The organism is Limisphaera sp. 4302-co, assembly GCF_049537155.1.
Classification (GTDB): Bacteria; Verrucomicrobiota; Verrucomicrobiia; order Limisphaerales; family Limisphaeraceae; genus Limisphaera.
Genome location: NZ_JBMVQZ010000010.1, coordinates 87,601 through 113,814, shown reverse-complemented (window position 1 = coordinate 113,814; position 26,214 = coordinate 87,601). Strand labels below are relative to the sequence as shown.

Annotated in this window: 26 protein-coding genes and 1 tRNA gene; 11 read left to right on the top strand and 16 right to left on the bottom strand. The window is 66.2% G+C overall.

Annotated elements, in window-relative coordinates; all coding sequences use genetic code 11:
- Positions 1 to 3: 3 nt before the first annotated feature.
- The 4 genes from ACPDIX_RS11175 to ACPDIX_RS11160 form a co-directional block, all read right to left on the bottom strand.
- A complete protein-coding gene (locus tag ACPDIX_RS11175) occupies positions 4 to 2,088 on the bottom strand; it encodes a xanthine dehydrogenase family protein molybdopterin-binding subunit (protein WP_423431878.1) in 2,085 nt (694 codons plus the stop codon).
- Positions 2,081 to 2,737: a (2Fe-2S)-binding protein gene (locus ACPDIX_RS11170; protein ID WP_423431877.1), complete on the bottom strand. Its 657-nt coding sequence runs from the start codon at positions 2,735 to 2,737 to the stop codon at positions 2,081 to 2,083. The genes ACPDIX_RS11175 and ACPDIX_RS11170 overlap by 8 nt, the downstream gene beginning before the upstream one ends.
- A 152-nt stretch (positions 2,738 to 2,889) precedes the next feature.
- Complete coding sequence (locus tag ACPDIX_RS11165) at positions 2,890 to 4,326, bottom strand: phosphoglucomutase/phosphomannomutase family protein (RefSeq protein ID WP_423431876.1); 1,437 nt, start codon at positions 4,324 to 4,326, stop codon at positions 2,890 to 2,892.
- A 52-nt stretch (positions 4,327 to 4,378) separates the two neighbouring features.
- The gene (locus ACPDIX_RS11160) at positions 4,379 to 4,774 is read right to left on the bottom strand and encodes an NADH-quinone oxidoreductase subunit A (RefSeq protein ID WP_423431875.1); all 396 of its coding nucleotides are present in this window, start codon (positions 4,772 to 4,774) and stop codon (positions 4,379 to 4,381) included.
- A gap of 293 nt (positions 4,775 to 5,067) precedes the next feature.
- Here ACPDIX_RS11160 and ACPDIX_RS11155 point away from each other — a divergent pair, with 293 nt between their 5' ends.
- The 5 genes from ACPDIX_RS11155 (at position 5,068) to ACPDIX_RS11135 (ending at position 9,345) form a co-directional block, all read left to right on the top strand.
- Complete coding sequence (locus ACPDIX_RS11155) at positions 5,068 to 6,162, top strand: Ig domain-containing protein (RefSeq protein WP_423431874.1); 1,095 nt, start codon at positions 5,068 to 5,070, stop codon at positions 6,160 to 6,162.
- Positions 6,163 to 6,339: 177 nt separating this feature from the next.
- Positions 6,340 to 6,729, top strand: coding sequence for a phosphoribosyl-AMP cyclohydrolase (gene hisI / locus ACPDIX_RS11150; protein WP_423431873.1), 390 nt, complete (start codon positions 6,340 to 6,342; stop codon positions 6,727 to 6,729).
- 58 nt (positions 6,730 to 6,787) lie between these two features.
- The gene (locus ACPDIX_RS11145) at positions 6,788 to 7,345 is read left to right on the top strand and encodes a hypothetical protein (RefSeq protein ID WP_423431872.1); all 558 of its coding nucleotides are present in this window, start codon (positions 6,788 to 6,790) and stop codon (positions 7,343 to 7,345) included.
- Positions 7,329 to 8,873: an anthranilate synthase component I gene (gene trpE / locus ACPDIX_RS11140; RefSeq protein ID WP_423431871.1), complete on the top strand. Its 1,545-nt coding sequence runs from the start codon at positions 7,329 to 7,331 to the stop codon at positions 8,871 to 8,873. Before ACPDIX_RS11145 ends, trpE begins: the two co-directional genes overlap by 17 nt.
- A gap of 22 nt (positions 8,874 to 8,895) precedes the next feature.
- A complete protein-coding gene (locus ACPDIX_RS11135) occupies positions 8,896 to 9,345 on the top strand; it encodes a YkgJ family cysteine cluster protein (protein ID WP_423431870.1) in 450 nt (149 codons plus the stop codon).
- Here ACPDIX_RS11135 and ACPDIX_RS11130 read toward each other — a convergent pair.
- The 3 genes from ACPDIX_RS11130 to ACPDIX_RS11120 all read right to left on the bottom strand — a co-directional run bounded on the left by ACPDIX_RS11130 (position 9,328) and on the right by ACPDIX_RS11120 (position 11,767).
- Positions 9,328 to 10,686 carry a DUF7305 domain-containing protein gene (locus ACPDIX_RS11130; RefSeq protein WP_423431869.1) on the bottom strand — a complete coding sequence of 453 codons (1,359 nt, stop codon included), beginning with the start codon at positions 10,684 to 10,686 and terminating at the stop codon, positions 9,328 to 9,330. The genes ACPDIX_RS11135 and ACPDIX_RS11130 overlap by 18 nt on opposite strands.
- Before the next feature lie 3 nt (positions 10,687 to 10,689).
- Positions 10,690 to 11,181, bottom strand: a complete 492-nt coding sequence (locus ACPDIX_RS11125) for a PilW family protein (RefSeq protein WP_423431868.1) — start codon at positions 11,179 to 11,181, stop codon at positions 10,690 to 10,692.
- A 64-nt stretch (positions 11,182 to 11,245) separates the two neighbouring features.
- A complete protein-coding gene (locus ACPDIX_RS11120; protein WP_423431867.1) occupies positions 11,246 to 11,767 on the bottom strand; it encodes a type IV pilus modification PilV family protein in 522 nt (173 codons plus the stop codon).
- Between the two features lie 300 nt (positions 11,768 to 12,067).
- Between ACPDIX_RS11120 and ACPDIX_RS11115 the strand changes: the two genes are divergently transcribed.
- From ACPDIX_RS11115 to ACPDIX_RS11095, 5 genes are all read left to right on the top strand, one after another.
- A complete protein-coding gene (locus tag ACPDIX_RS11115) occupies positions 12,068 to 13,594 on the top strand; it encodes a YifB family Mg chelatase-like AAA ATPase (protein ID WP_423431866.1) in 1,527 nt (508 codons plus the stop codon).
- A gap of 103 nt (positions 13,595 to 13,697) precedes the next feature.
- Positions 13,698 to 14,615: a ParB/RepB/Spo0J family partition protein gene (locus tag ACPDIX_RS11110; RefSeq protein ID WP_423431865.1), complete on the top strand. Its 918-nt coding sequence runs from the start codon at positions 13,698 to 13,700 to the stop codon at positions 14,613 to 14,615.
- Positions 14,616 to 14,651: 36 nt separating this feature from the next.
- Entirely contained in the window at positions 14,652 to 15,806 is a 1,155-nt protein-coding gene (locus ACPDIX_RS11105) for a hypothetical protein (RefSeq protein ID WP_423431864.1), read from the top strand.
- 10 nt (positions 15,807 to 15,816) lie between these two features.
- A complete protein-coding gene (gene def, locus ACPDIX_RS11100) occupies positions 15,817 to 16,398 on the top strand; it encodes a peptide deformylase (protein ID WP_423431863.1) in 582 nt (193 codons plus the stop codon).
- 111 nt (positions 16,399 to 16,509) lie between these two features.
- Entirely contained in the window at positions 16,510 to 18,327 is a 1,818-nt protein-coding gene (locus ACPDIX_RS11095) for an amino acid permease (RefSeq protein ID WP_423431862.1), read from the top strand.
- A gap of 97 nt (positions 18,328 to 18,424) precedes the next feature.
- Here the strand turns inward: ACPDIX_RS11095 and ACPDIX_RS11090 are convergent, their stop codons facing one another.
- The 7 genes from ACPDIX_RS11090 to ACPDIX_RS11060 all read right to left on the bottom strand — a co-directional run bounded on the left by ACPDIX_RS11090 (position 18,425) and on the right by ACPDIX_RS11060 (position 23,396).
- Positions 18,425 to 19,537 (bottom strand): prepilin peptidase, encoded by a 1,113-nt coding sequence (locus ACPDIX_RS11090; protein WP_423431861.1) that lies wholly within the window; start codon positions 19,535 to 19,537, stop codon positions 18,425 to 18,427.
- Positions 19,527 to 20,453 (bottom strand): shikimate dehydrogenase family protein, encoded by a 927-nt coding sequence (locus tag ACPDIX_RS11085; protein WP_423431860.1) that lies wholly within the window; start codon positions 20,451 to 20,453, stop codon positions 19,527 to 19,529. Before ACPDIX_RS11085 ends, ACPDIX_RS11090 begins: the two co-directional genes overlap by 11 nt.
- 161 nt (positions 20,454 to 20,614) lie before the next feature.
- Positions 20,615 to 20,968: a hypothetical protein gene (locus tag ACPDIX_RS11080; RefSeq protein ID WP_423431859.1), complete on the bottom strand. Its 354-nt coding sequence runs from the start codon at positions 20,966 to 20,968 to the stop codon at positions 20,615 to 20,617.
- Entirely contained in the window at positions 20,965 to 21,174 is a 210-nt protein-coding gene (locus ACPDIX_RS11075; RefSeq protein WP_423431858.1) for a hypothetical protein, read from the bottom strand. The genes ACPDIX_RS11080 and ACPDIX_RS11075 overlap by 4 nt, the downstream gene beginning before the upstream one ends.
- A gap of 195 nt (positions 21,175 to 21,369) precedes the next feature.
- On the bottom strand, positions 21,370 to 22,917 hold the full coding sequence (locus ACPDIX_RS11070; RefSeq protein ID WP_423431857.1) for a DnaB-like helicase N-terminal domain-containing protein: 1,548 nt from the start codon (positions 22,915 to 22,917) through the stop codon (positions 21,370 to 21,372).
- Between the two features lie 52 nt (positions 22,918 to 22,969).
- Complete coding sequence (locus ACPDIX_RS11065) at positions 22,970 to 23,185, bottom strand: helix-turn-helix transcriptional regulator (RefSeq protein ID WP_423431856.1); 216 nt, start codon at positions 23,183 to 23,185, stop codon at positions 22,970 to 22,972.
- Between the two features lie 7 nt (positions 23,186 to 23,192).
- Positions 23,193 to 23,396, bottom strand: coding sequence for a hypothetical protein (locus tag ACPDIX_RS11060; protein WP_423431855.1), 204 nt, complete (start codon positions 23,394 to 23,396; stop codon positions 23,193 to 23,195).
- 514 nt (positions 23,397 to 23,910) lie between these two features.
- Between ACPDIX_RS11060 and ACPDIX_RS11055 the strand changes: the two genes are divergently transcribed.
- Positions 23,911 to 24,117, top strand: coding sequence for a hypothetical protein (locus tag ACPDIX_RS11055; protein ID WP_423431854.1), 207 nt, complete (start codon positions 23,911 to 23,913; stop codon positions 24,115 to 24,117).
- 70 nt (positions 24,118 to 24,187) lie between these two features.
- On the opposite strand, the gene ACPDIX_RS11050 is transcribed toward ACPDIX_RS11055, so the two are convergent.
- A tRNA-Arg gene (locus tag ACPDIX_RS11050) sits at positions 24,188 to 24,264 on the bottom strand.
- 232 nt (positions 24,265 to 24,496) lie between these two features.
- Positions 24,497 to 26,101, bottom strand: coding sequence for a DUF4080 domain-containing protein (locus tag ACPDIX_RS11045; RefSeq protein ID WP_423431853.1), 1,605 nt, complete (start codon positions 26,099 to 26,101; stop codon positions 24,497 to 24,499).
- Positions 26,102 to 26,214: the final 113 nt, after the last annotated feature.

Genomic DNA, 26,214 nt, shown 5'->3' with positions numbered 1-26,214 from the left:
GATTCAGGCTTTGGCGGTGGGGACCTTGCCGAGGGCGGCCAGGACCTTGCGGGGCGTAATGGGCAGGCTGTTGACCCGCACGCCCAGGGCGTTGGCGACGGCGTTGGCGATGGCGGCTGCGGTGGGGATGTGCACCGGTTCGCCGAGGCCGATGACGCCGCGCTCGGGCATGTTGATCAGGACGATGTCGATCTCCGGCACGTCTGCGATGCCGGGGAGTTTGTAGGTTTCGAAATTGGGGTTGAGCACCACGCCGGACTGCCAGTCCATGACGCGTTCCTCGTAGAGCGCCAGGCCGATGCCCATGATGACGCCCCCGTTGACCTGGCTTTCGGCGGTCAACGGATCCACGATGAGACCGCAGTCCTGCACGACCACGATTTTCCTGACGGTGACCAGCCCGGTTTCGGTGTCCACGGCGACCTCGGCGAATTGCACGCCTCCCACGCCGCTGGAGGAGAGGCCTTCGCGCCAGCGGCCCTGGACCACCAAGGGTGTTACGCCGAGTTTCTTGCAGGCCGCCCGCCAGTTCTCGCCACGAACGTCCGGCAGGCCGGTCTGTTTCTGGAGTTCCTCGAGTGCGCGCGTGCAGACGTCGTACACGGTGGGCGCCACCGAAGCCGCAGTGACACTGCCGCCGCTGCCGGGACCGGGCGGGTAACGGGTGTCGCCGATCTTCACGGTGACCTGGTCGGGCGCGAGCCCCAGCACTTCCGCCGCGGTGACGGCTGCCACGGTGCGCGTGCCGGTGCCGATGTCCTGCACGCCGAGCCGGACTTCCACCGTGCCGTCCGGATTGATCTGGATTTCGCCCTGGGTCCGGGAACTGCCGCCGCCGCCCCAGGTGGCGCTGGCCACTCCCACGCCCACTTTGATCGGCCCGGGTGAACTGCCGGGTTTGCGGTACTTCTCCTTCCAACCGAAACGTTCGGCACCGATCCGGTACTCCCGCTGGCGAATCTCGCTGGGATCGTTCTTGATGCGGAGCTCCAAGGGATCCATGCCCAGCTTCACCGCCAGGTCGTCCATGGCGGACTCCATTCCGAACGAGGCGACGGGATGACCCGGGGCACGGAAGGCACGGGAGGAACCGGCGTTGACGGCGACGGTGGTTTGTTTGATGCGCCGGTTGGGCACCCGGTAGATGTAGGGCATGGGCAGGTCCGCCCCGCCACCACCGCCTTCGGTGGCCTGGCCGGCGCCGACGCCGGCCGTGCCATAGTTCTCGTAGTCGAAGACGTGGAGGGTGCCATCTGCCTTGGCGCCAAGCCTGATGCGTTGGAAGCTGGACGGGCGGTTGCCCACGGCGAGCGCTTCTTCGAACCGCGAAAGCATCAGTCGCACGGGTGCCCCGGCTTCCCTGGCCAGACGCGCCGCCAGGACGCCTTCGACGCCGGGCCCGAATTTCGATCCGAACCCGCCGCCCATGTACTCGGTGACGACCCGGACCTTGCTTTGGTCGAGTCGGAGGGCGCCGGCCAGGCCGTCACGCACACTGAAGATACCCTGGGTGGAGATCCATGCCGTGACACCTTCGTCGTCCCATCGAACGGTGCCGCCGTGGGTCTCCATGGGGTGGTGGAGCTGGACGGAGGTTGTGTAGAAACCTTCGATGACCGCGGCGCACTCTTTGAGGGCCTCGTCCACGTTGCCTTCCTCGCGTACGCGTGGAGGGGGCATGTTGGGGGCTTGTTCCCACACGCGCGGGGCATCCGGTTTGCGCGCGTCTTCTTCGCGCACCACGAACGGCAGGGGTTCCGCCTCCACCTCGATGGCGCGCAGGGCGTCTTCGCAGGCTTGACGGCTGACGCCGGCAACGGCGGCCAGTTCCTCGCCGTAGTAACGGACGACGCGGGGGCCCTCCTGGACGGCCACTGCGGCCTTGATGCCGGGCATCTGCCGGGCCTTTTCGAGGTTGATGCGTTGGATCCGGGCGGCGGGCCAGGGCGACCGCAGGATCATGCCGATCAGCAGGCCGGGCGCCTGGATGTCGGACGAGTAACGGGCCTGGCCGGTGACTTTGGCCGGGCCGTCCACCCGCGGGACACGGGTGCCGAGAACCTTGGGTTGGGCGGGCCACTCAGACATGGTGGATCACCTCCGTACGGGTGGTGGAGACAGGGGGCAGACCGGCGGCGACGAGCGCCGCCTCCAGGATGCGCGGATGAGTGCCGCAGCGGCAGAGGTTGCCGGCACAGGCATGGCGCACGTCTTCCACGGTGGGCCGCGGGTTTTTCCGCAGCAGTGCCGAGACACTCATGACGAACCCGGGGGTACAATAGCCGCACTGCAGGGCGTCACGTTCCACGAAGGCGCGCTGCACAGGCGTCAGGCGGCCGTCGGGGGTGAGGCCTTCAATGGTGGTGATGTCGTGGCCCTGGGCGTCAATGGCGAGTTTTTGGCAGGCGTAGATCGCCGTGCCGTCGAGCCACACGGTGCACGCGCCGCAGGAGGCGCGGTCGCAACCTTCCTTGGGCCCGGTGAGGCCCAGGTGGTTGCGCAGGGCGTCGAGCAGGGTCACACGGGGTTCGAGCTCGAGCTTGTGGGTTTTTCCGTTGACCTTGAGGGTGACGGGCACCGGGCCGGGGCCCAGGATTTTTTCGGCGTTGATCTTCTGAAGTTCCTGGGCGACCGATTCGGCCTGGGAAGCCGCGGCGGCAAGGGCGGTGGTGCCCAGACCTTTGAAGAAATCGCGGCGGGAAAGCCGACCGGTGGACGGTGTTTCGGATCCTTTCATGGTTGGGACGGTTGCTTCGTTATCCGCTCTCCCCGTTAGTCCTGCCGATGGGGGTTGTCAAGCGGGCAAATTCGAAAAGGCCGGCGCATCGCCGGGCCCGGGGCGGCTTGTGCAAAATCCCCCGCGGTGCCACGGGGCGGCCCTGCGCAGGGTCAGAGTTTCAGCAGTTCCTGGCAGGCCTTGCGGAGCCGCGCCAGATGGGATCGGGAGCGCGCCTCGATGTAGCAGCGGACCATGGGCTCGGTGCCACTGGCGCGGAAGGCGACCCATTCCTGGTCGGGCAGAAGGAATTTGTAGCCGTCCGTGGTGACGAATTGTTCGACCCGGAAGGGGCCGATCCGGTCCAGACCTGCTGCCAGGCGCCGGAGAATGGCCTCTTTTTGTTCGGGTACGATGCGGATGTTGAGTCGCTCGGTGTGGAACGGCCCCGTCTTTTTTTCGAGGTCGGCCAGGATGCGGCCCAGGGAGCGGTTTTCGGTGGCGACCAGCTCGGCCATGAGGAGGCAGGCGAGGATGCCGTCCTTTTCCGGGACGTGGCCGCGGATGCTGAGTCCGCCGGATTCTTCCCCGCCGACGACCACCGGTTCGCTTTCCATGAGGGCGCCGATGTATTTGAAGCCGACGGGCGTTTCATGGACCTTCACGCCGAAGAGGGCGGCCACGGCGTCCACCTGATGGCTGGTGGGGACGGTACGCACCACGCTGCCTTTCCAACCGCGGTTTTGGACGAGGTGGTAGAGGGTGAGGACCAGGACCTGGTTGGGGGTGAGCCACCGGCCGTCCGCATCCACCACGCCAAACCGGTCGGCGTCGCCGTCGGTGCCCAGACCGAGTCTGGCCTTGCCGGCGCGGACCAGTTTGCTGACCTCGGCCATGCCGGCTGCGTCGGGTTCGGGATGATGCCCGCCAAAGAGCGGATCGGGCTTTTCATTGAGCACGGTCACCCGGGCTCCGGCCTCTCGCAGGAGCCGGTCCAGGTATCCGCGCCCGGTGCCATGGCAGACGTTGACAGCCACCTTCAGCCGGCGCCGGCCGATGACCTCCATGTCCACCAGCCGGCGGATCTGGCGAAAGTAGGCCGGCTGGGGGTCGAAGGTGGGGCATCGGTAGGTGCCGACGACCGATCCGCGGAACGACCAGCCTTCGGCCTGGCGTCGGGCGATGGCTTGTTCGATCCGGCTGGTAACCTCGGGTGGTGCGGGCGCGCCGTTGAAGGGTGAAAACTTCAGGCCCTGGTACTCGGCCGGGTTGTGGCTGGCGGTGAAGTTGATCCCGCCCAGGGCGTGGCGTATCCGGATGTTGTGGGCGACGACGGGTGTGGGTGTGTCGCGGTTGCAGAGAAGGGGTTCGAGCCCGGCATCGGCCAGCACCTCAGCCGCGGCGAGGGCGAACTCGCGTCCGAGGAAGCGGGTGTCGTGGGCGAGGATCACGACCGGCCGGCGGTCCTTCAGTGGAGAATCGTCCCGCTGGCGCTCGGCCAGCAGATAGTCCGCGATGCCGCGGGTGGCCAGGCGCACGTTGTCGAAGGTGAAATCCTGCGCGATGATGCCGCGCCAGCCGCTGGTGCCGAATTTGATCGTGGTGGCCATGGATGGAGTTTGCAGCGAATGGATCCGTGGAAAACCGGGCCGCAAGACGGGCTCAGGTCTGCCAATCGAATCCGCGCTTTTTCACTTCATAGAGAAGGCCGATGCCCAGCAGGACCAGGAAAGGGAGAATGCCCCCGAACACCAGGGCGCGCGTGGCCGGTTCGGCCAGCATCTCGCGGTAAACCACGGCCCATGGGTAGAGGAAGACGACTTCGATGTCGAACAGCAGGAACAGCACCGCCACGAGGTAAAAGCGGATACTGAGCCGGCCGGGACCCTCCGGGGCGGGGATCATGCCGCACTCGTAGGGAGTGTCCTTGATGCGGGTGCGCCGTGCGCGTTTGCCGAGCAGAAAGGAAAGCAGGATCATGCCTCCGACGGCCGTGATGGCCAGCACGAGCAGCACCAGAACGCCCCAATATTGTTGCAGTTGCGACGCCGTTTGCATTGACGGGAAAACTACCGGCAGGCCGGTGAGTGTGGCAAGTCCGGCACCCGGGTTCCTTTCATGCGGCCGCGCGGCTTGCCGGTGGGGTGCCGGAAACGAGGGGACACGGACCGGACGGTCGTGGTTGCGAGCCGGCGAGAGGCGGCGGCGCGGAACGGGGACTCGGAACGGGTCGGGTGGCGCAACGGGACGGATGTCCGGCGGGGGTGCCCGGTTGTCCGGGGATTGCGTGGTTTGGGAGCGGCTGGGGGCGGTTGTTGACCAAGCCGGTCGGACAGCTCAGAGTTTTAGTCATGTTGAACATGGTCCTTCGGTTCTCTCATGTCGTGAGGGGCGCGCGGCGCGCAGGGTTGGGTCGCGTCGGTTGGCTGGGGTTGGGCTGCCTGCTGGTGATGGGGGAGATGGAGGGTGCGCGATTGGGTGCGCGAGATTTTCGGGTGAACCAGTTGCCGAACGGTCAGGTGTTCCGGTGTGCGAATTGTCATGTGAATCCCGCCGGCGGCGGGCCGCGGACACCGTTTGGCAACCGGGTGTTTCAGATCATCGGGGGATCACCGGCGCCGATACCGTTCTGGAGTGCGTCGTTGGCGGCGGAGGATTCGGACGGGGACGGTTATTGCAACGGCGAGGAGTTGGGAGATCCCGACGGGGACGGCCAGCCGGTGCCGGGTTGGACGGTGAGCAATCCCGGTGTGGCGACCAGCCGGCAGCCCAATGCGGTGCCGATATTCGAGGGTGAGCCGGTCACGCTGGCGGTTCAGGGGCTCCCCTACGAATACCAGGCTGTGGCGAAGGATTCGAATGCGTGTCAGAGGCTGACCTTTGCCAAGGTCGAAGGGCCGGATTGGTTGACCGTCTCGGGCGGTGGCAGGGTGGCGGGCGTGCCTCCGGAGGGAGCGGCAGGACCCGTGACGGTGACGGTGGAGGTGAGGGACAGCGGGACGCCCGCGCAGACGGCGCGTTTGACCTACACGTTGCAGGTGGTGGCGCGGTTTGAGGGGTGGCAACGGCTTTACTTCACGTTGCCGGAGGAGTCGGCGGTGGCGGCACCGGAGGCGGATCCTGACGGGGACGGTCTGAGCAATGCGGCCGAGTATGCGATGCGGACGAACCCGCGTGAGGCCAATGCGCCGTTGTGGGGAGTGCCGGGTTTTGATGGGGAAGGCCGGCTGGTATGGACCGTGGAGGTGCGGGACGACGATCCGGGGCTGGAGTTGACTTTGGAGCTTTCCCCGGATTTGAGCTTCGCGGATGCGACGGCGGCCGGGCGGACGGAGAGCGATCCGGTGCCGGGCGACGGTCGCAAGACGGTGACGTTTCGGGACGTGGAGAGTCGGGCGGGTGTGACGACAAGGTTCGGTCGTTTGCGGGTTCAGTGGGGGCCGTGACCGGCGCGGCTTCACGGACGCGGGTGGAGGGAGGGTCGGGGTGCGGCCGGGGGATGGGTGGTGCGGTGTGGGGGGCCGGAGGTTTGGGATTCGGGCGGCTGCCCCGGTTGCACTTTTTCGTGGTGAGCCCCGTGGATTGTGATAGGCTGGAGTGCACGACGGACTTTGAGGGAACCGATGAGCTTTTACGACCAATTGAAGTTCGATGGCAACGGCCTGATTCCGGCGATCATTCAGGACGCCGAGACGGGTCGGGTGCTGATGATGGCGTGGATGAACCGGGCCTCGTTGGAGAAGACGATCGAGACCGGGTTGACCCATTTCTGGAGTCGCTCGCGTCAGAAGTTCTGGATGAAGGGGGAGAGCAGCGGGCACGTGCAGCGGGTGAAGGACATCGCGTTCGACTGTGACGGCGACACGCTGCTGATTCAGGTGGAGCAGGTGGGCGCGGCCTGTCACGAGGGTTATCGGTCGTGTTTTTTCCGGTCCATGACCGGGCGCGGGGAGGGGTTCCGGATAACCGAACCGCAGTTGGAGAGGCCGGAAAAGATTTACGGGAAGAAGTAGCCGTGCGCGGTGCGGGGCTGGCGGGGAACTGCGCGCGGCCGAGGACACCGGCTCATCCATGGAGGATCAGGTTCCGATTGGCAGCCGGGAATACTGGATTCTGCTGGGGGTCCTGGTATTGGCCCGGGGGGCGGATTTTCTGAGCACGTGGGTGGCGACGCCGAACCTGGTTCTGGAGGGGAATCCGATTGCCAAACGGCTGGGGTGGCGGTGGGGGTTGTGGGTCAACGGGCTGGTGTGCCTGGTGCTGGCGCAGTGGCCGTTGGCGGCGATTGTGGTGGCGACGGCCAGCGTGATGGTGGCGGCGCGGAATTTTCAATCCGCCTGGCTGATGCGGTCGCTGGGGGAACACAACTATCGCGACTGGCATGTGGAACGGGTGCAGGAGACGCGGATTTCGGTTTATTTGTTTTGTCTGGCGGCGCACACGTTTTTGACGGCGCTGGTGGGAGGGGCGGTGGTGTGGTTCAGTGAGGGGCGGCTGATTCCGCTGGCCATCGGGATGGGTATTGTGGCGTATGCGGTGGCTGTGGCGTTTTACACGTTGTTGGGGATTTACCGGCTGCGGCGCAGCGGCCGGCTGACGGGTACCTCGCGTGATGCACATTTCCCCTGACTTGGAGACGTTTCGCCGGTGGGCGGCGACCGGGAACCTGATTCCGGTGACCTGCCGGTTGCTGGCGGATCTGGAGACGCCCTTGTCCGCGTATCGCAAGTTGCGCGGGCAGGGGGAATCGTTCCTGTTCGAATCGGTGGAGGGTGGGGAACACCTGGGCCGGTACTCGTTTGTGGGGACGAATCCGCGGATGGTGATCCGGCAGGTGGGGGACGAGGTGCGGGTGAGTGAATGGGGTCGGCCGGCCGGGGTGTGGCGGGTGGTGGGCGCGCGTGGCACGCCCGGGCCGGGTGAGGTGCGGGACGGGTTGGAGGTTGTGGAGCGCGTGCTGGCGCGGTTTCGTCCGGTGACGGTCCCGGGTTTGCCGCGGTTCATCGGGGGCGCGGTGGGGTATGTGGGGTACGAATTCATTCACGACATCGAATCGGTGGTGCCGCGTCCGCCCCGGGACGAGCTGGGGACGCCCGTCCTGTATCTGGTGCTGGCGGATCAGTTGCTGATTTTCGACCGGGTGACCCAGACGCTGACCGTTCTGGTGAACGCGTGGGTGGAGGATCCCTCGGCTGTGGATGCGGCGTACGAGGAGGCGGTGGAGGAGGTGGAACGGTTGCTGGCGCTGTTGGCGCAGCCGCTTCGGCACTGGCCGGGCGTGTTGCCGGGGGAGGTGACGCCCGTGGCGTTTGTTTCCAACATGGAACGGGAGACGTTCCTGGCGCACGTGCGGAAGGCCAAGGAATACATCACGGCGGGGGACATCATCCAGGTGGTGGGGTCGCAACGTTTTCAGGCCCCGGTGCGGGCGGGAGCGGTGGACGTGTACCGGGCGATTCGTTCGGTGAACCCGTCGCCGTACATGTTCTTGCTGGAGCTGGACGGCTTTGCGTTGGTGGGGGCGTCGCCGGAGATCCACGTGCGTTGCGAGGAAGGCCGGGTGGAGATCCGGCCGATAGCGGGGACGCGGCGCCGGGGGCGGACCGCGGAGGAGGACGCGGCGTTGGAGGCTGAGTTGTTGGCGGATCCGAAGGAACGGGCGGAGCATGTGATGTTGGTGGACCTGGCACGGAACGATCTGGGCCGGGTCTGCGAGTACGGGACGGTGCGGGTGAAGGATCTGATGGTGATCGAGCGGTACAGTCATGTGATGCACATTGTGTCGTCGGTGGAGGGTCGGTTGGCGGCCGGCCGGACACCGTTCGATCTGATGCGGGCGACGTTTCCGGCCGGGACGGTCAGTGGCGCGCCGAAGATCCGGGCGATGCAGATCATTGCCGAACTGGAGGGGACCACGCGCGGGCCGTATGCGGGTTGTGTGGGGTACTTCGGGTTCAACGGCAACCTGGACACCTGCATCACCATTCGGACGGCGCTCCTCAAGGACGGCTGCGCGTATGTGCAGGCCGGGGGAGGTTGGGTACACGATTCGCAGCCGGAAGCGGAGTTTCAGGAGACGGTCAACAAGGCGTCCGCGATGTTTCAGGCCATTGCGCTGGCGGAGCATTTTGCGGGGCAGGCGGCCGGCGGGAGGTGATGCGGGGCCCGGGGACGGAGGCATGCCGGTTTATTACGACTGTCAGCGTTGCACCGCCTGTTGCCGGTGGCCCGGCCAGGTGCGGGTCACAGAAGAGGAGATCCGGCGGATGGCAGCATTTTTGGGGATGGACGAGTCCGCGTTCATCCAGCGGTATTGTCGGCTGGCGGCCAACCGGTACGGTCTGGCGTTGATGGAGCGGGAGGATGGTGCCTGTGTGTTTCTGGATGGCCGGGACTGCCGGGTGCAGCCGGTCAAGCCGCAGCAGTGCCGGGATTTTCCCAATCTGTGGCGGTTCGACGGATTTGAGACGCGGTGCCGGGCGCGGCCGGTGTCGCTGCCCTGGGATGCATACGTGCAGGCGGTGGCGCGGGCGACCGGGCGGGATCCGGAGGAGGTGCGGCAGATCCTGCGCGCTCGCGGAATGACCGACAAAACGGGTGAACCGGCCGGATCAAAGTTCCCGCCATGAACTGACGACGAAACCGCGGCTGGGGCCGACACGCCGGAGGTTTTCGTCGTAGTGGAAGTTGAAGTGCCCGTTCATCCTGACGGTTTTGGTCACCGAGGCGCCGACGAAATCGTAGGTGTCGCGGCCCCCGCCGCCGAGGGTGAAATCGGCATCGGGCGCGTAGATGGCACCGGTGAAGGCGGCATTGCCGCCGAGTGCCAGGGTGGTGTTTCGTCGAGTGCCGAAGTAGAGGAAGTTCTCGGCGCGCCCGCTGGAGTTGATCACGCCCTGACCCTTGAGTGAGAACAAGGGCGCGTCCACGTACAGGATGAGGCGCGCATGGGGCGCCAGATAGATCCGGTCGCTGTTGCCGCTGAGCTTGGTGTTTTCGGTGAGGATGAGCGTGGCCTGGACGTTGGTGCCGACATAGAGACTTCCCCGGAGACCTTCGGTGAAATACCGGCCGCTCAGGAGGATGACGTGTTTGTAATCCACGCCGTCGATGGTGACAGGGACCGGGAGCGGCGGCAGGTAAAACGTGGGACCGGGCGGGACGGCCACGGGCGGAAAGACCACGTTGAAATCGTCGTTGGTGCCGCCGGAGACATAACCGCGGGGACCAATGGCCACGGTGCCGTTGGGGCCCGTCATGGCGCGGCCGTTGATGTTGGCGTTGCCGACGTTGATGGAATTGATCAGGCCGGAGTTGGTGGCCACGTCCCCGTTCTTTTTTCGTTTGGCAGGGTTGTTGTAGGGGTACATGCCGTTTTCGCTGTGGTTCGGGTCGCCGGAGTCGAAACTGTCGGTGCTGACGTTGTTGCCGGCCAGATCGATCTGACCTTCGGCGGCCATGGCGACGCTGAACAGGGGATCGATCCGGGTCTGGACCTGCACGATCCGCGGGACAGGTGCGTGGAGCGGGGCTTGGTCTCCGAGGATCGTTCCCATCGAGGGCGCGGACGGGACGAGGTCCGCCCGGCTGACGACTCCGGTGGCCAGGATGCGGGGCTGCATGCCCTCGAGCAGGATGACCACGTCATAGTAGCTGCCGTTGCCGAGGTGGCGCCGCGGTGCGCGGTAGAGGTTGCCTTCCCGCACCCATCCGAAGGCGGCGAGGTTGTTGGTGGCGGCCCGGGGATCGAAGAAGGGGGCATTGCGGTTGAGGTGGGTGAGGGCCTCTTCGATGCCGGCCTCGGTCATGGCCAGACTGGCGTTCCAGCAAAGGGAGCGGGCCACCGAGAGTGATTGCGACTGTACCAGCAGGAGAGTGCCGGCGAGAGTGAGCCCCAGGACACCGCAGGTCAGCAGGGTGACCAGCAGGATTTGCCCGGAGAGATCGGCGGGAGAGCGGCGGCATTGCATGGGTCAGTTTCGTATGACGATGCGCGCGGTTTGCACGCTTTCGGTTTGGAACAGGGTTCCGAGCAGGCTGCGGGAGCAGCGCCAGCTCATGTCCACGAGCTTGGCCTGGCGGATGTCGGTGGTGGGATAGAACCCGAACACGCCGTTACTGGGGTTGCGCTGGGCGATGTTGTACCGGAAATAGTCACACTCGATGAGGAGGGTTTGTACCTGACCGTTCCGGTCCAGTGTGACCACCCGTTGGACAGGGTCCCAGGCGATGCGCATGGTGGAGCCGTCCAAATTCGAAAAGGTGAGCGAGTTCTCCGTTGCCGCGAGGAGGCCCGCCGCCTGCCGGATTTCGCGACTGAGGATGTCCAGCGTATGACGCGACCTTTGGTCAAGGTCGATGTAATTGACGATGGCGGCCAGGCTGCGGGCGCTGTAGGTCCAGAAGGTGAGGATCGCCGCCAGGAGGATGCCTCCCACGCCCAGGGAGACCATGGTTTCGGACACGGTAAAGCCTCCCTGGCCGGGCCCGCAGCGGGGCCGCGGGGCCGCAGGACCTTTGCCGCCGGGCTCAATTGCTGAAGATGTAATTCTGAAGACCATAGCGGCTGACCAGAGTTCGCATTTCGCGTTCGCGCACGACGGCCGGGTTTCCGTTTCCCGACATCCACCGGAGGCGGACGACCACCTCGCGGAGGTCGTCGGCGTAGGGCGGAGAGGGGTCCAGGGTCACGGGTTGGATGGTGAGCGTGCCGGTGTACACCACTCCCGAGCCTGTGGCGGGGTTGGTGGGATTGGGGAGGTAAAAGGCCGTGAAGTTGGTGGGGATGAACCTGCTGGTGTTGATTTGTTCCCAGTTGTACAGACGGATGCCCTCCAATTTTTCCAGCATGACCTGGGTGGCACGGAGTTCTTCCCGCACCATGGCGGTGTAGGCGAAACCTGCGCTCATGCCCGCGTAGAGCGACACCACCAGCGTACCCAGTAACAGTGCGGCCACCATGGCTTCCGCCAGGGTGAAGCCGGCCGACTGCGGTCGCGAGTTCCGCAGTCGCACTCGAAGGCCTGTCAGGTTTTGTCCGGTACCTTGCATCGGCTGCCGTTCAGGGTTGGGAGTCGCGGACCGTGCCTGGTCAACGCGTCCGATGTCCCCGGAGCAGGAGCTGTGCCCGGTGGAGGGGGAAAAGGTGTGGTGGCAAGGGATGAGTCTGGAAGCTGCTCGCGTGCAACGGGTTGTTTCGCCCTCAGGGTGTCCGGAAGGTTGTCTGCGGCCGGGACGGGATTGTCCGGCTTTGGGACAGGGTGTTCCGGACCGGGACACCTGCGAGCAGGTCGGGGTGGCGGAAGAGGAAACGCCTTGCGTTGGACCGGTCTCTTTTCCACAAATGCGGCGATGCTGGCCAAAGTGTATTCAGGGGTGGTTCAGGGCATCGAGGCTTTTCCGGTGGAAGTGGAGGTTCACGCCGGCTGGGGGGACACGGCCATCGTGATTGTGGGGTTGCCGGACGCGGCGGTGAAGGAGTCGCGCGATCGGGTGACAACGGCCCTGAGCAATTCGGGCTACAAGTTCCCGATGGGCCGGACGACGATCAACCTGGCGCCCGCCGACGTGAAGAAGGAAGGGCCGAGTTTCGATCTGCCGATTGCCCTGGGCTTGCTGGCGGCTACGGAACAGTTACCGGCCGGGCGATTGCACGAGTATGTGGTGGTGGGGGAACTGGCGCTGACGGGCGCGGTCCGACCGGTCAAGGGGGTGCTGCCGATTGCGTTGTGTGCGCGGCAGCAGGGCAGGCGGGGGGTGTTGGTTCCGGCTGCCAACGCCAATGAAGCCGCGGTGGTGGACGGGCTGGAGGTCATTCCGGTGCGGAACCTGCGGGAGGCGGCTGCTTTTCTGTCGGGCGAGGTCGCGATCGAGCCGGTCCGGGTGGATCTGGGCCGGTTGTTTGACGAGCCGGTGGAGGAGGAGTTGGACTTTGCCGAGGTCAAGGGTCAGGAGTCGGTGAAACGGGCGCTGGAGATTGCGGCGGCGGGCGGGCACAACATCCTCCTGATCGGTCCGCCGGGGACGGGCAAATCCATGCTGGCCAGGCGCCTGCCCACGATTCTGCCGCCGCTGACACTGGAGGAGGCGCTGGAGACCACGAAGGTGCACAGCATTGCCGGGCTGTTGCAGCCCGGACAGGCGCTGGTAACCCGGCGGCCGTTTCGCGCGCCGCATCACACCGCCAGCGACGCGGGGTTGCTGGGCGGGAACGTCAATCCCACGCCGGGCGAGATCTCCCTGGCGCACAACGGGGTGTTGTTTCTGGATGAATTGCCGGAGTTCAAGCGGAGCGTGCTGGAGACATTGCGGCAGCCGCTGGAAGAGGGGCGGGTGACGATTTCGCGGGCGGCCGGCAGTGTGACGTTTCCCGCGCGGTTCATGCTGGTGGCGGCGATGAATCCGACGCCGGACGGGAAGATGCCCGGGGAATCGCGTTGTTCCCCGCGCGAGATCCAGAATTACCTGAATCGGGTGAGCGGGCCGTTGTTGGACAGGATTGACCTGCACATCGAGGTGCCGGCGGTGAAGTTCCGTCAGATCGCCTCGGATCACCCGGCGGAGCCGTCCTCGGCGATCCGCGCGCGTGTGATGGCGGCGCGGCGCCGGCAGCAGGAACGGTTTCGCGGTCGGCCGCGTGTGTTGTGCAACGCCCAGATGGGGCCGCGCGAACTGCGGCAATTCTGTGTATTGGACGAGACTTCCATGGAGTTGCTGCGCCGCGCGATGAACGATCTCCGACTGAGCGCCCGGGCTTACGATCGGATCCTGAAGGTGGCACGGACCATTGCCGACCTGGCGGGGTCGGACCGCATCCTGCCGGAGCACGTGGGAGAGGCGATTCAGTACCGGTCGTTGGACCGGCAGATCTGGGGATGAACCGGTTCCGTGGGCAAGGCGGGCGGGGTGGACGGGCTGCGCCGGTGTCGGGAGTCGGGACAAGCCATTGACAAGCGGGCGCGCGGTTCGGCAGGCTCGGCGCATGGCAAAGCCCGCATTGGGGCGCGGATTGGGGGCGTTGTTGGGGGGGGCCACTCCCGGCACGCAGCCCGCGGGAAGCGGCGGCGCGGCGGCGCCGGGTGCGAGCCCGACGGCCGGGGTGGGCGACACCCCGGTGCGCGTTCCTTTGTCCCAGATCCGGCCCAATCCCTTGCAGCCGCGGCAGGAGTTCGATCCGGCGGCCTTGCAGGAGCTGGCCGAATCCATTCGCGAACAGGGGATTCTGCAGCCCCTGGTGGTGCGGCGCCGGGCGGATGGCTACGAACTGATCGCAGGGGAACGACGCTGGCGTGCGGCCCAGATGCTGCAACTGGCGGACGTGCCGGTGATCATCCGGGACGTGGACGATCGCGCGGCCCTGGAGCTTGCACTGGTGGAGAATCTCCAGCGCGAGAACCTGAACCCGATCGAGGAAGCCCAGGGTTACGCGCAATTGATGCAGCAATTCGGTTTCACGCAGGAAGAGGCGGCGCGACGGGTCGGCAAGAGCCGGGCGACCGTGGCCAACGCGTTGCGCCTGCTGAAGCTGCCGCCGCAGGTCCAGGTGTATGTGCGGACCGGTCAACTCAGCGTGGGCCATGCAAAGGTGTTGCTGGCGCTGGAGGAGGAGAGCCTGCTGAAGGCCGCGGCCGAACGGGTGCTGCGCGACGGCCTGAACGTGCGGCAGACTGAGCAACTGGTGGCGCGGTTGCGGGCGGGTGCGGGGAGCGGGCGCGCGCAACGACCGGTGCCTGCCGGGTCCGAGCCGCAGGTGCGGCGCCTGGAGGACCGGTTGCGGGAACGGCTGGGCACGCGTGTGCGGCTGCAATACAGGGAGGGACGCGGCCGGCTGGAGATCAGCTTTTTCAGTGACGAGGAGCTGGAACGGGTCCTGCAAATCCTGGGGGTGGGCCCGGACTGAGGGACCTGCTGTTTTTCCGACCGTGATCAACCAATCATGAACCTCAATACGCCTGAACTTCGGGCCCGGACGGCCGAGGCGCTGGAGGGGGCGCGATCGCGCCTGCCGCAGCTCCGCGCTTTCATCGGCCTGGACGGGTTTGTGGACGAGATCCTGCACGTGGTGGACAAGCGGCACAGCGTGGAGCGGTACGATCGCGTGCCCACCATTGCCCGGCTGGCGGAGCGGCTGGCCGCCGCGGCGGGCAAGAGCACCAACCTCGAGCTGGTGAGCCAGCTGACCAAGCTGGGCGGCAACGGTCCCATCATGGGCAATGCCCTCGCCACCTTCGGACTGCGCGTCACCTACGTGGGGAACCTGGGCTATCCCAAACTGCACCCGGTCTTCGAGGAGTTTGCGCGCCGGGCCGAGGTCCACTCGATCGCCCCGCCGGGTTACACCGACGCGCTGGAGTTCGAAGATGGCAAGGTGATGTTGGGCAAGCACTCCTCCCTGCGGGAGGTGACCTGGGAGAACCTGGTGCAACGGTTCGGGCGGGATCGTCTGGCGGAGCAGATGGCCACGGCCGACCTGGTGGCGTTCGTGAACTGGACGATGTTACCTTGGATGAGTGACATCTGGGCGGCGGTCTTGCGGGAGATCTGCCCCGGGTTGCCCGCCACCGGGCCCCGGCGCACGCTGTTTTTCGACCTGGCCGATCCCGAGAAGCGCACCTCGGAGGACATCCGGCGCGCGTTGGATCTGATCCTGGAGTTCCGCCGCTACTTCCGCGTGATTCTCGGGTTGAACGAAAAGGAGGCCTACGAAGTTGCGCGGGTCCTCGGGTTGGACCGGGGCAACGGGTCGCGCGCGGCGGTGGCGGCGCTGGCGCGGGAGATTCACCAGCGGGTGCCGGTGCACACGCTGGTGGTGCACCCGGTGGCGTATGCGCTGGCGGTGAGCGAGGGGCGGCTCAGCCTGGTGGACGGCCTCTACACCACGGTCCCGCGGCTCACCACGGGGGCCGGGGACCATTTCAACTCCGGTTTCTGCCTGGGCAAACTGCTCGGGTTCGACGATGACCTGGCTTTGATGACGGGGGTCACCACCAGCGGTTACTACGTGATCAAGGCGCAGAGCCCGTGCGTGGACGATCTGATCCGTGCGTTGCGCAACTGGCCGGAGGGGCCCACCGGCCCGTACCGATTCTAAAGAGAGGCGCATGATCCTGGAGGTGGTTCATTACGGTGACCCGATCCTGCGGCGCAAAGGGGCGCGCATCGAACACGTGACCCCGGAGTTGCGCCGGTTGATCGCCGACATGTTCGAGACCATGTACGCCGCGCATGGGATCGGTTTGGCTGCGCAGCAGGTGGGCCGCGCCCTGCAACTGACGGTGATCGACATTCGCGGAGTGGAGGACCGCCCTTCCACGCTCGAGCTGGACGGTCAGCCGGCGGATCCCACCGTGTTGATGCCGCTGGTGTTGATCAATCCGGAGATCGAGCCGCTGGGACCGCCCGTGCCCGGCCCGGAAGGGTGCCTGAGCTTTCCCGAGATCTATGCGGAGATTGTCCGGCCGGAGCGGATCGGTGTCCGGGCCCTGGACGGCGAGGGGCGTCTTCTGCAATTCCGCTGTGGCGGTTTGCTGGCCCGGGTCGTTCAACATGAGTACGACCATCTGCAGGGGATCCTGTTCATTGACCGAATGGATCGGCGGGACCGGGAACGGCTGCGGCCGGAATTGGAGGCCCTGCAGGCGGCCACGCGGGAGCGCCTGGCCCGGCGCGCGGCTTCGCGCTGATCGGTGCCGGCAGGGTTGCGCGCCCTCGAACCGGGGCGTGTGTCGTGCCGGAAGGGGTCGCCCGCGTTCGAAGTCTTTCAGAATGCGGCCCCACCGGAATTTCTCTCTGGCATGAACGAGTCCGGACTTTTGCATCGGCCCCGGAACCTGGATTGGCGTCGTGCGGCGGCGCTGCTTTACGGGGACTGGGGGACCAGCAAGGCGTACGTCATTGGTCTGGCGTTCGTGGCGGCCGGATACGCCGCCCTGCCGTTGATCGTGGCGGTGTGCCTTCTGGCGGCGTTGGTCGGTTACTGCTACACGGTGGTCTGCCGCGAGTTCCCGGACGGGGGCGGCGTGTACTCGGCGGCGCGGCATCAGAGCCGGTTTCTGGCGGTGATGGGCGCGCTCTTGCTGGTGGCCAACATGACGGTGACCGCCGCCCTGAGCGGTTGGGCTGCGGTCACGTACTTCGGACTGCCCGCCGGGTGGGTGCGCTACGGCACGATGGTGGTGATCGGGCTGATCGGCGCGGTGAATTTCTTCGGCCCGAAGCACACCGGCAGTCTGGCGACGTTCCTGGCGGTGCCGATGGTGTTGGTGGTGGTTTTGATCATCCTGCTGAGTGCACCGCGGCTGACCACGGCGTATTTGGAGCCCACCCACGACACGTTCCTGCACAACTGGGTGGCGTTTGTGGGGATCATTCTGGCCCTCAGCGGCGTGGAGGCCATCGCCAATCTCACCGGCGTGATGAAGCTGGATCCGGGTTCCACGCCGGAACGCCCGCGCGTGGCGGGCACGGCCCGACGGGCCATTGCCGTTGTGGCCTTGGAGGTGGTGCTGGCCACGGTGTTGTTGGGGTGGGCGATGCTCTCGCTGCCGCCCGCGATGGCGCCCGTGATGAAGGAACGATGGGAGGACATGGTGCGGTTCCTGGGCGAGCATTATGCGGGGTTGTGGTTCGGCCCGTGGGTCGGTCGGGCGTTTGGGGTGTTGGTGGGCCTGGTGGTGGGTCTGCTCCTGGTCAGTGCGGTGAACACGGCCATCGGGGCGCTGATCGGGTTGTTTTACATGATGGCCCGCGACGGCGAGATGCCGCGCGCATTCACGCGACTGAACCGGCACGGGGTGCCGTGGCTGCCGTTGCTTCTGGCGATGTTGCTGCCGCTGGCCACCACGGCGGTGGCCACGGACCTGGAGATGCTGGCGGGGTTGTACGCCATCGGCGTGGTGGGCGCCATCGCAGTGAATCTGGGGTCGTGCACGTTCAACCGGCGCCTGGAGCTGCGCTGGTATGAACGGGCGGTGATGGGGTTTGCCTTTCTGGTGCTGTTTGCCGCCGAGCTCACCATAGCCAAGACCAAACCGGACGCCCTGTTTTTTGCCGTGTGCGTGGTGGGTTTCGGGTTGAGCCTGCGTTTCTGGGCGCAACGGCGGGCGGGTTTGCGCACGGTGGTGGTGGCCGAGCCGGTGGCGGCGATGGTGGCGCCCGAGGAGGTGCCCGGGTTCGAACTGAAGTTGAATCCGGGACAGAACCTCATGGTGGCGGCGCGCGGGTTGACGCGGGTGCTGCGCTTTGCCCTGGAGGAGGCGCGGTTTCGCCAGGCCAATCTCTATGTCCTGTATGTGAAGGAGATTGCCGTGGCACCGCCCGGGCGGGTGAGCCTGCCCGAGAAAGCGCGCTGGCAGGACGATCCCGACGCGGCACGCATCATGACCGCGGTGTTGGCGCAGGCCCAACCGATCGGGGTGCGCGTCGTGCCGCTGTATGCGGTCAGCGACAATCCGGCGGCCACGATCCTGGATCTGGCGGCCACGATCGGGGTGGACATGCTGATTCTGGGGGCGCGCCACCGGCGCACGCTGGCCCAGCTGTTCAAGGGCGACGTGGTGAACGAGGTGGCGCGGCACCTGCCGGAGAACATCGAACTGGTGATCCACGGATGATCGGGTGGGGACGGAACACCGCCCGGTCCGTTTGAACGGCCCGGTCGGGACCATCCCGCCGCCCGGGACGGCAGGCGGAGGCGGTTTCGGCCCCGCCTCAGGCTCCGTGCCACCACCGGATGACCCATTCCCGGCCGCCCAGCATCCAGAGCGCGGCCGCCATGGCCAGACAGGGACCGTACGGCATGCGGCTCGACCATTCCCGGCGCCCCAGCGCGATGGCCGTGACGCCCACCACCGATCCGATCAGCGAACTGACCATGAGGGTGAACAGCACGGCGGGCCACCCGAGGAACGCGCCGATGGCGGCCATGAACTTCACATCGCCCAGTCCCATGGCTTCGCGTGGCAGGATCAGTTGCTCCGTCCACGCCTCCATGTGCACCACCGTGGCAGGGTCGAGGACCTCCTCGCCGATGCGGAGTCGTTCCGGGCTGAGACGCACTTCCACGTCCCGGTAACACCGGTCCACCAGTTCCAGCCGCTGTGCATGGAACCGGATGGTGTCGCTGGCACGATAGAAGATCTCCTCGTACGGGACCTGGCGATCCGGCAGGTGAAGGGCCGTTTCGGAAAACACGATGTGGGTGAGGCCGCGGAGGGCCACCCGCTGTCGCCCGAACAACAGTTTGCCCATCCGCAGCACGCCGTACATGAGCGCGGCGCCCGCGCCGGCCCCCAGCATGGCTTCGCGCAGGCCGGCCCCCACGGTGTGTTGCGCGTGCAGTTCGGGCAGGAAAAAGGCAGCCGCCATGCCGGCACCCACGCCTCCGAGCGTGATTTCGTCCGGAATGATGTAGTGTTCGAAATCAATGAAGGAGGCGGCGATCAACGCGGCGCCGAACAGGGCGTAAACCACCGCCACGGCGGGTGCGACCGGCCCGTGCACCAGCCAGACGGCCAGGAACCAGAGCCCGGTGAGCAGTTCCACCCAGAAATATCGGGCCGGGATGGGCGCGTCGCAGTTCCGGCAGCGACCGCGCAACATCACCCAGGTGACCAGCGGGATGTTCAGGTACCACGGGATCCGATACCGGCAATGGGGACAGTGTGAAGGTGGCGACACCAGGCTGAGCCCCCGCGGCAGCCGATAAATGCAGACGTTGAGGAAACTACCCACGGCCGTGCCGAGGACGAAAGCGACGAACGTCCACAGTGGCGCCGCCGGCCCCGGCCAGTATTCGCGATGGAACGGGGCGTCAAGACTCATGGAGGTGCAGTTCCAGGGCCCGGCGCATGACGGGGACGGGCGCGGGTTGACCGCTCCAGATTTCCAGGGCGCGGGTGCCCTGGTGCAGCAGCATGCCCATGCCGTTGGCGGTGGGACGACCTGCACAACGGGCGGCGAGCAAGAGCGGTGTCTCGGCCGGGCGATAGATCATGTCGTAGACCGCCCCGGCCCGCTCCAGCGGGAACCGGCGTGTATCGAGCGGCAGGGGATCGTCGGGCCGCAGCCCCAGCGAGGTGGCGTTGAGCAAAAGGTCCACCGGGCCGTCAGGGTAATCGAGGACCACCTCGCAGCCGGGGTGACGCGCGTGGATTTCCTCCGCCACGGCCCGTGCCTTGTCGGCGGTGCGATTCACCAGGTACAAGCGTTTCACTCCCGAGGCCGCCAGTTTGAGCGCCGCCACGCGGCCGGCTCCTCCGGCGCCCAAGAGGAGGACGGACCGGTTGCGCGGTGTCCATGCCAGGTCTTCTTCCAAGGCACGGACGAGTGCGTCGGCGTCGGTGTTGAACCCATGCATCCGTACGCGGACGGGTTCCTCGGGGTCCGGCCACTGGCCGATGGGCTGCCAGGAACCGTCGGCGCGGAGCCCTTCGAATCGGACGGTGTTGACGGCGCCCCAGGCGCGGGCCGAATCGTCCAGCAGGTCCATCAGTTCGAGTGCCAGCAACTTGTGGGGTACTGTGAGATTGACGCCCACAAAACGCATGGCCGCCGCGCCGGCGAGGGCTTCGCGCAATTGTTCCGGCGGCACGGGAAAGGCGAGGTAACGCCAGTTCAGTTTCAGGGCGGCCAGACCGGCGTTGTGCATGGCGGGCGAGGCCGAGTGCCGGACCGGAAAACCGAACACGGCGCAGTACCGGGTCGAAGCATCAATGGGTCGCTCAAACACGTCGGACACGGCGCCGCAATGTAGGGTCGGAACCTGCCGGGACGAAAGGCAAAAGCGACCCGCGACCCGGACGGCCCGGTCTTGGCTCCGAGTGATCACCGGGCTTGACCGCGGGACGGCCCGGAGGACGGTGCGCCGGCGATGAGATGAAGAGGCCACGCTCCCGATCATCACGCCGGCGCGGGCGCGCAGGTGACGATTACCGGCTGGCAAGGGAATGGCGCGCGCTGCAGGACATCCCGGATTGGACCGCCCTCTGGCTGTTTCTGGCCGTGCTGTTGGTGGTGTGCGGCCTGGTGGTGATCGTTCTGCAGGGTCCTTCGGGGAGCCGCCTGCTTGATGAGCAGGTGAGACTCGGCCCGGTCCACCTTGCGGATCGCGTTGCGGACCTCGAACTTCGGCCAATCCCAGCAGATCCAGTCGTGCTGGTAATGCGCGGCGTAGAAGTTGCGGGACGCCGGATGCCCCACATCCCGCGCGCACAACAGGCTGACCAGCACCGAACTGTCGCTGTAGATCGTCATCGGCGGTCAAGCAGCTCCAGGGCATCGGTGACCGGCCAGTCCTTGGTGAGTTCTTGCACGCAGCGTTCCAGCTCCTCAGGCGTCAAACGTTCCAGTTTCGGCCGTTCCACTACCAGGTCGCCCTCCCTGCCGGCCAACGTCACTTTCTCGCCAGGCTTCAGCCCGGTGAGCAGACTCGGTTTCCGGAGCGCTTCGCGCCTACTCATCCTTTTCACGCCGACATTTTCGTCTGCCGGGTGCGGCCTTTCAACTGCCATCTCCAGACCCGAACTCCGAACGCGCCAGGCGCGTTGCCCATTCCCGACTAGGTTACTCCACCCTGTTCTTGGGCCTCCCAAGGGCCATTTGGCCATTCTTGCGGCGCATTCGGCCCTGGGAGGCGTTTTTGTACCCGGCCGCACTCATACCCTTCGCCGGCCGCCATCGGCCGCTCCTGGAGCCGTCTGAGGGCCTTGTTCTCGCGGATCCCGGAGTCGCAGCCGGCCATGAGCGGTCCGGAGCAGCCGGTGGCGGAGGTATCCGTCCTCGCCTATCGCCCGCCAGCAGGTGGACTCAGCAGCTCCGGAGACCTTGCGGAGTCGCTTCACCAGCTCTCCGGAGCGCAGCTCCGCATCCTCACCGAATGCCTCCTCGAGGTCCTCCAACGTGATCGCCTCACGGGAGTTCTCGTCTGATTGGCCCCAATCACGTGGATCCGTCTCCGGATCCGGCACCCAGAAGGTCCCGAACCGCCTCCGCCAGACACTCGGAGGGTACATCTCGGCGTTGTTGAGCTTCGGGCAGGCGAAGTAGACCCGGTCATCCCCAGGGTCATCCGACCAGGGCAGCAGCATGTACACGCACCGGGCGCAGTTGGTGAGGGCGATGGTGCCCGAGACCAGGTACACCAGGCTCCGGCCCCGATGCACGTCCTCCGGCCGGGGCTTCTTGGTGTGGGCGACGATCAGCAACGCTGGCGGGCGATCGGCTGGGAAGCAGCTCCGGATCTCCACCAGCTTGTCCACGACATCCTTGGACGCGTCCTCCACCGCTATCTGTGACCATGGGTCAAGCACCACCAGGTCAGGCTGCCAGGCATGCACCTGGTCCCGCACCCACGACCGAAACGCGGCCCGGTGGAAGGGGATCCCTCCCTCCGGTGGGTCGCTGATCCGGATCCAATCGTCCAACTCCAACTCCGGATGGTTGCGCCGGATGGCCGCAAATTCATGCTTCAGCCTGACGGCGCCGTTTTCGGCCTGGATGATCATCGTCTTGAACCTCCGCCGGATCAGCCGCCCCATCCACCGGCCGTCCCCGCGCGCACCACACACGGCCAACATGACCGCTGCCAGGCTCTTCCCCACGCTGCCAGGACCAGCCATCACGGCCAGCTCCCCGCGTACGATCTCCCCGTCCCCCACCAGCCACATGTCCGGAGGAATCTCCAGGCTGGCCAGCTCACCCGGCGCGTACATCCGCGCCGGATCCTCGCCTTGCCTGGCACGCCATCCCTCCAGGCTGTCCAGCGCGCCACGCAGGGCGCTCCATACACTGTTGGCCGACCCGTTCCGCAGCGATTCCAGCGCCTCCACGCACGTCCGTGCCAGCAGCCGTTGGGCGTACCTCTCGCGTATCACGGCCGCGTAATGCGGCGCATTGGCCGGTGATGGGCAATGATCGGGCAGGCTGGCCACGTAGGCCATGTCGCCGGCCTGGCGCAGCAGCCGTGCCCTGCGGAGCCGCTCGACCAGGGTCACACTGTCAATCACCTCCCCAGCCTCATGCATCTGGCGGAGGACCTGCCAGAGGGTCGCATGCCGCGTGTCGTAGAAGGCCTCGACCGGCACCTTTGCCTGCCTCAGCACATCCGGACACAGCATGGCGGCCCCCAACAAGCCGCGCTCTGCTTCAGGAGAGTGAGGTTGAGGCAACTGCGGAACGAAACGGTGTGTACCCTTATGAGCCATCGTGCAACCCGTTGCAAATCAACGGCGCGGCCGCGACGGAGGCCTCGGCCATTCAGCCCTTGCGGCGCCGATCGGCACCCCCACCCCACAACCACCTCAAAAACTCCTCGGGCCGCCAATACGGCGTGCTCCCCACATAGACAGGTGGCGGCAAGACCCCCTCCTGCCGCCACCTGTAGATGGTACGTTCATGCACACCCAGGATGTCCATGAGGTCCTGGGTGTGGAGCAGAGGCAGCCGCGCCAGCGCCTCCGCAGCACGTTTCACCTTCCCTTCAGCGCTCATGGACCACCCGCTCCAGCACCTCGGCCACCCGGCACTGCGCTGCCGCCAGCAGTTCACGAGCCTCGGCAAGCTCCATCGCCAACGTCAAGCGATGGTGCTCATCACACCACCGCTTGGCGTTGTGCAATGCCGTGTCCGCTTCCAGGCAGTCACGGATGAACTCGTACAACTCCCATCGCTTCAGCTGTGTCATCCCGCACCTCCTCGCGGACCACGGTGACCGATGGGACTGGCCCCTCCGACCATTTCATGGCCAGCGCCTCCACCTTGCCTTGGATCATGCGAGCCAGATCATCGGGGCCCGCCCACCAACGGGTCCCTGGAGCGGACTCCACTTGGACGATCCATTTGATGATCATGTGACATTCCTCCTGCTTGCGGCCGTCCTCCGCTCCAGTCTGCGCAACCGCCTCGCGAGGTCATCCAGCAATAGCAGTGACCTGATCACGCGGTTCACGGTGGGCCCGTGGATCCGGACGACCCGATGGTTTACCCTCACCACCGGGATCCGGTGCCGCTTCACCCAACGGCGCAACGTGCGCGCTGAAGCCGGGAGCCCGGCCTCAGCCAGCCTCTCCGCCAGATCTCGGTAGCTGATCCATTTCATCTGCACAGAGTCTGTGCATCTGTGCTACTATTTGTCAAGCCCTTTCTTGTCAAATGTGGTCAGTGCGCTTAACGTCCAATCAACCGCACTGGAGGTACCTATGGGAAGCAGGACGAAGAGCAAAACCATCTACCTGCGGGTCACGGGTACCATGAAGGAGCGGGTTGAGTATGCGCAGAAGCTCGGCATCTCGCCGAACGAATTCGTGAACGCGTTGATCCGCGAATTCGGCCGGACCTGGCTGGAGCGTCAGGCTCCCGAGCGGCTGCAGCAACTGCGGGAACTCGTGAATGCTCCGGTTCCGTGACCGCGCACGGGGCGGGACGGAGCATCTGCCGGAGGGCGGGTGGTGCCGGATCCGGCCGGGGGCAGAAGAATGGCGCGCCCGGCAGGATTCGAACCTGCGACCACCTGCTTAGAAGGCAGATGCTCTATCCAGCTGAGCTACGGGCGCACCTTGTTGGCCCTTGGGGCCGGTCGTTGTCGGCGGCCTGCCCGGGCGGGGACCATCCGCCGGGCGGGGCCCGATCGGTGTCTGTCCGGTCGTGTCCGGTCAACGGCCGCTTGCCGGGGCCGCAGGTGGGACCGAACCGCCCGGCACCCGTCTTCACTATCGTCATTGGGGCGGGTTCGGCAAGGTGTGTTTTCGCGGTCGTTAGCAGTGGGGGCGCCGGCGCGGCGGGCCATCAGGCATGGTCTCCTTTGTCTGTGCCCGGCTCGGAGACGGTTGTCCGGGCCGGTGAGGCTGGGGAGTGGGATCGGGCGCGGCTGCTGTGCAGTGCCTGGCGGCGGGTGTTGGGTGGGGCCGTGCCGGGTGCGGCGGCTGCGGGGGAGGGGCCGCAGACGTAGGCACGAATCGAGGGTGGCAGATCGCGATGGCCGCCGCGGGCGAAGTCGCGGGCCAGCGTGGCGGCCACCTCGTGTGGGTCGTGGGTCCGGACCCGGGTGAGGTATTCGAAAAGCCACTCGGCCAGTCGCGGCAGGGCGATGGCGTCGGTGCGTCGGGCGCGGGCGAAGAGCCAGTCGCTCCACTCCAGGAACGAATAGAAGGGCGATCGGTTGGGGGCCCAGAGCAGAGGGGCGGTTTCGAGGAAATGACCGCTGTTGGCGACCAGGTCCCAGTAGCGTGAGAACCGCCGGAGTCGCTGCATGGTGGGGAAGTCGATCAGACGGTTCTCCAAGATTTCGTACGGGGGGAGCGGGTTGTAGATCATGCCCCATTCGGCGTCGTGTCGGACGATGGGGGTGCCGCGGAGGCGTTTGAGGATGCCGAACTGGATTTCGTGAGGGCGGAGGGCGACGAGGCGATCAAACCCTGCGGCGAAACTCTCGACCGATTCGCCCGGCAGGCCGGCGATGAGGTCGGCGTGGATGTGCACGCCGGTGTGTTCGCGCAGCCAGTGGAGGTTTTCTTCGAGGCGCGCGTAATTCTGGCGGCGCGAGATGCGGGCGGCCACCTCGGGGTTGAACGTCTGGATGCCGACTTCGAACTGCAGGGTGCCGGGTGGAAACTGCCGGATGATTTCGCGCAGTTCATGGGGGAGCCGGTCGGGGATCATTTCGAAGTGATAGAAGCGTCCCTCGCGGTGACGATGGAGGAGGAACTCCAGAATGGCGCGGGCGACGGCGAGGTTCAGGTTGAATGTGCGGTCGACGAATTTGAAGTGGCGGGCGCCGCGGTCCATGAGCCGCTGCAGGGCCGCCAGGAAGGGTTGGAGGGGGAAGGTCCGCACCGGGATGTCGAGGGAGGAAAGGCAGAATTCACAGGAGAACGGGCAGCCGCGGGACGCCTCGACGTAGAGGATGCGATGGGTCAGGTCCTCGTCGGTGTATTCCTCGTAGGGGAGGGCGACCTCGTGAAGGGCGGGCAGGGGCGCGGACAGGACGTGCGGTGGGGATTGGCCCTCGAGCAGGTGGCGGGCGAGCCGAGGAAAGGCCAGATCGGCTTCACCACAAATGACGTGGTCGGCGCATTGGGCGATGGGTTGTTGTTCGGTTTCGTAGCTCACCTCGGGCCCGCCGAGGACCACTTTGAGGGCGGGCCGGAGGGTTTTGAGGAGTTGAACGACCTCGGTGGCCAGGGTGGCGTTCCAGATGTAGACGCCGATGCCGACGATGCGGGGCCGGTGTTCGAGGATGGCCTCCACGATGTCCACGGGCCGGCGGTTCAGGTCGAACTCCAGCAGGACGGTGCGGTCGCGCAAATCCCCCAGGTTGGCCTTCAGATAGCGCAGACCGAAGGCCGGGTGAATGTACTTGGCGTTGAGCGCGGCCAGGACAATGTCCGCCATGCAGGCTTCAAGCTAGCCCAGGGACGCCCGGGTTGCGATTTCGGATTTGTTGGCGACAGGGACGCCATCTACCTTCGCGTTCGATGCAGACGAGGTTGGCTTGCGCTGGTTTG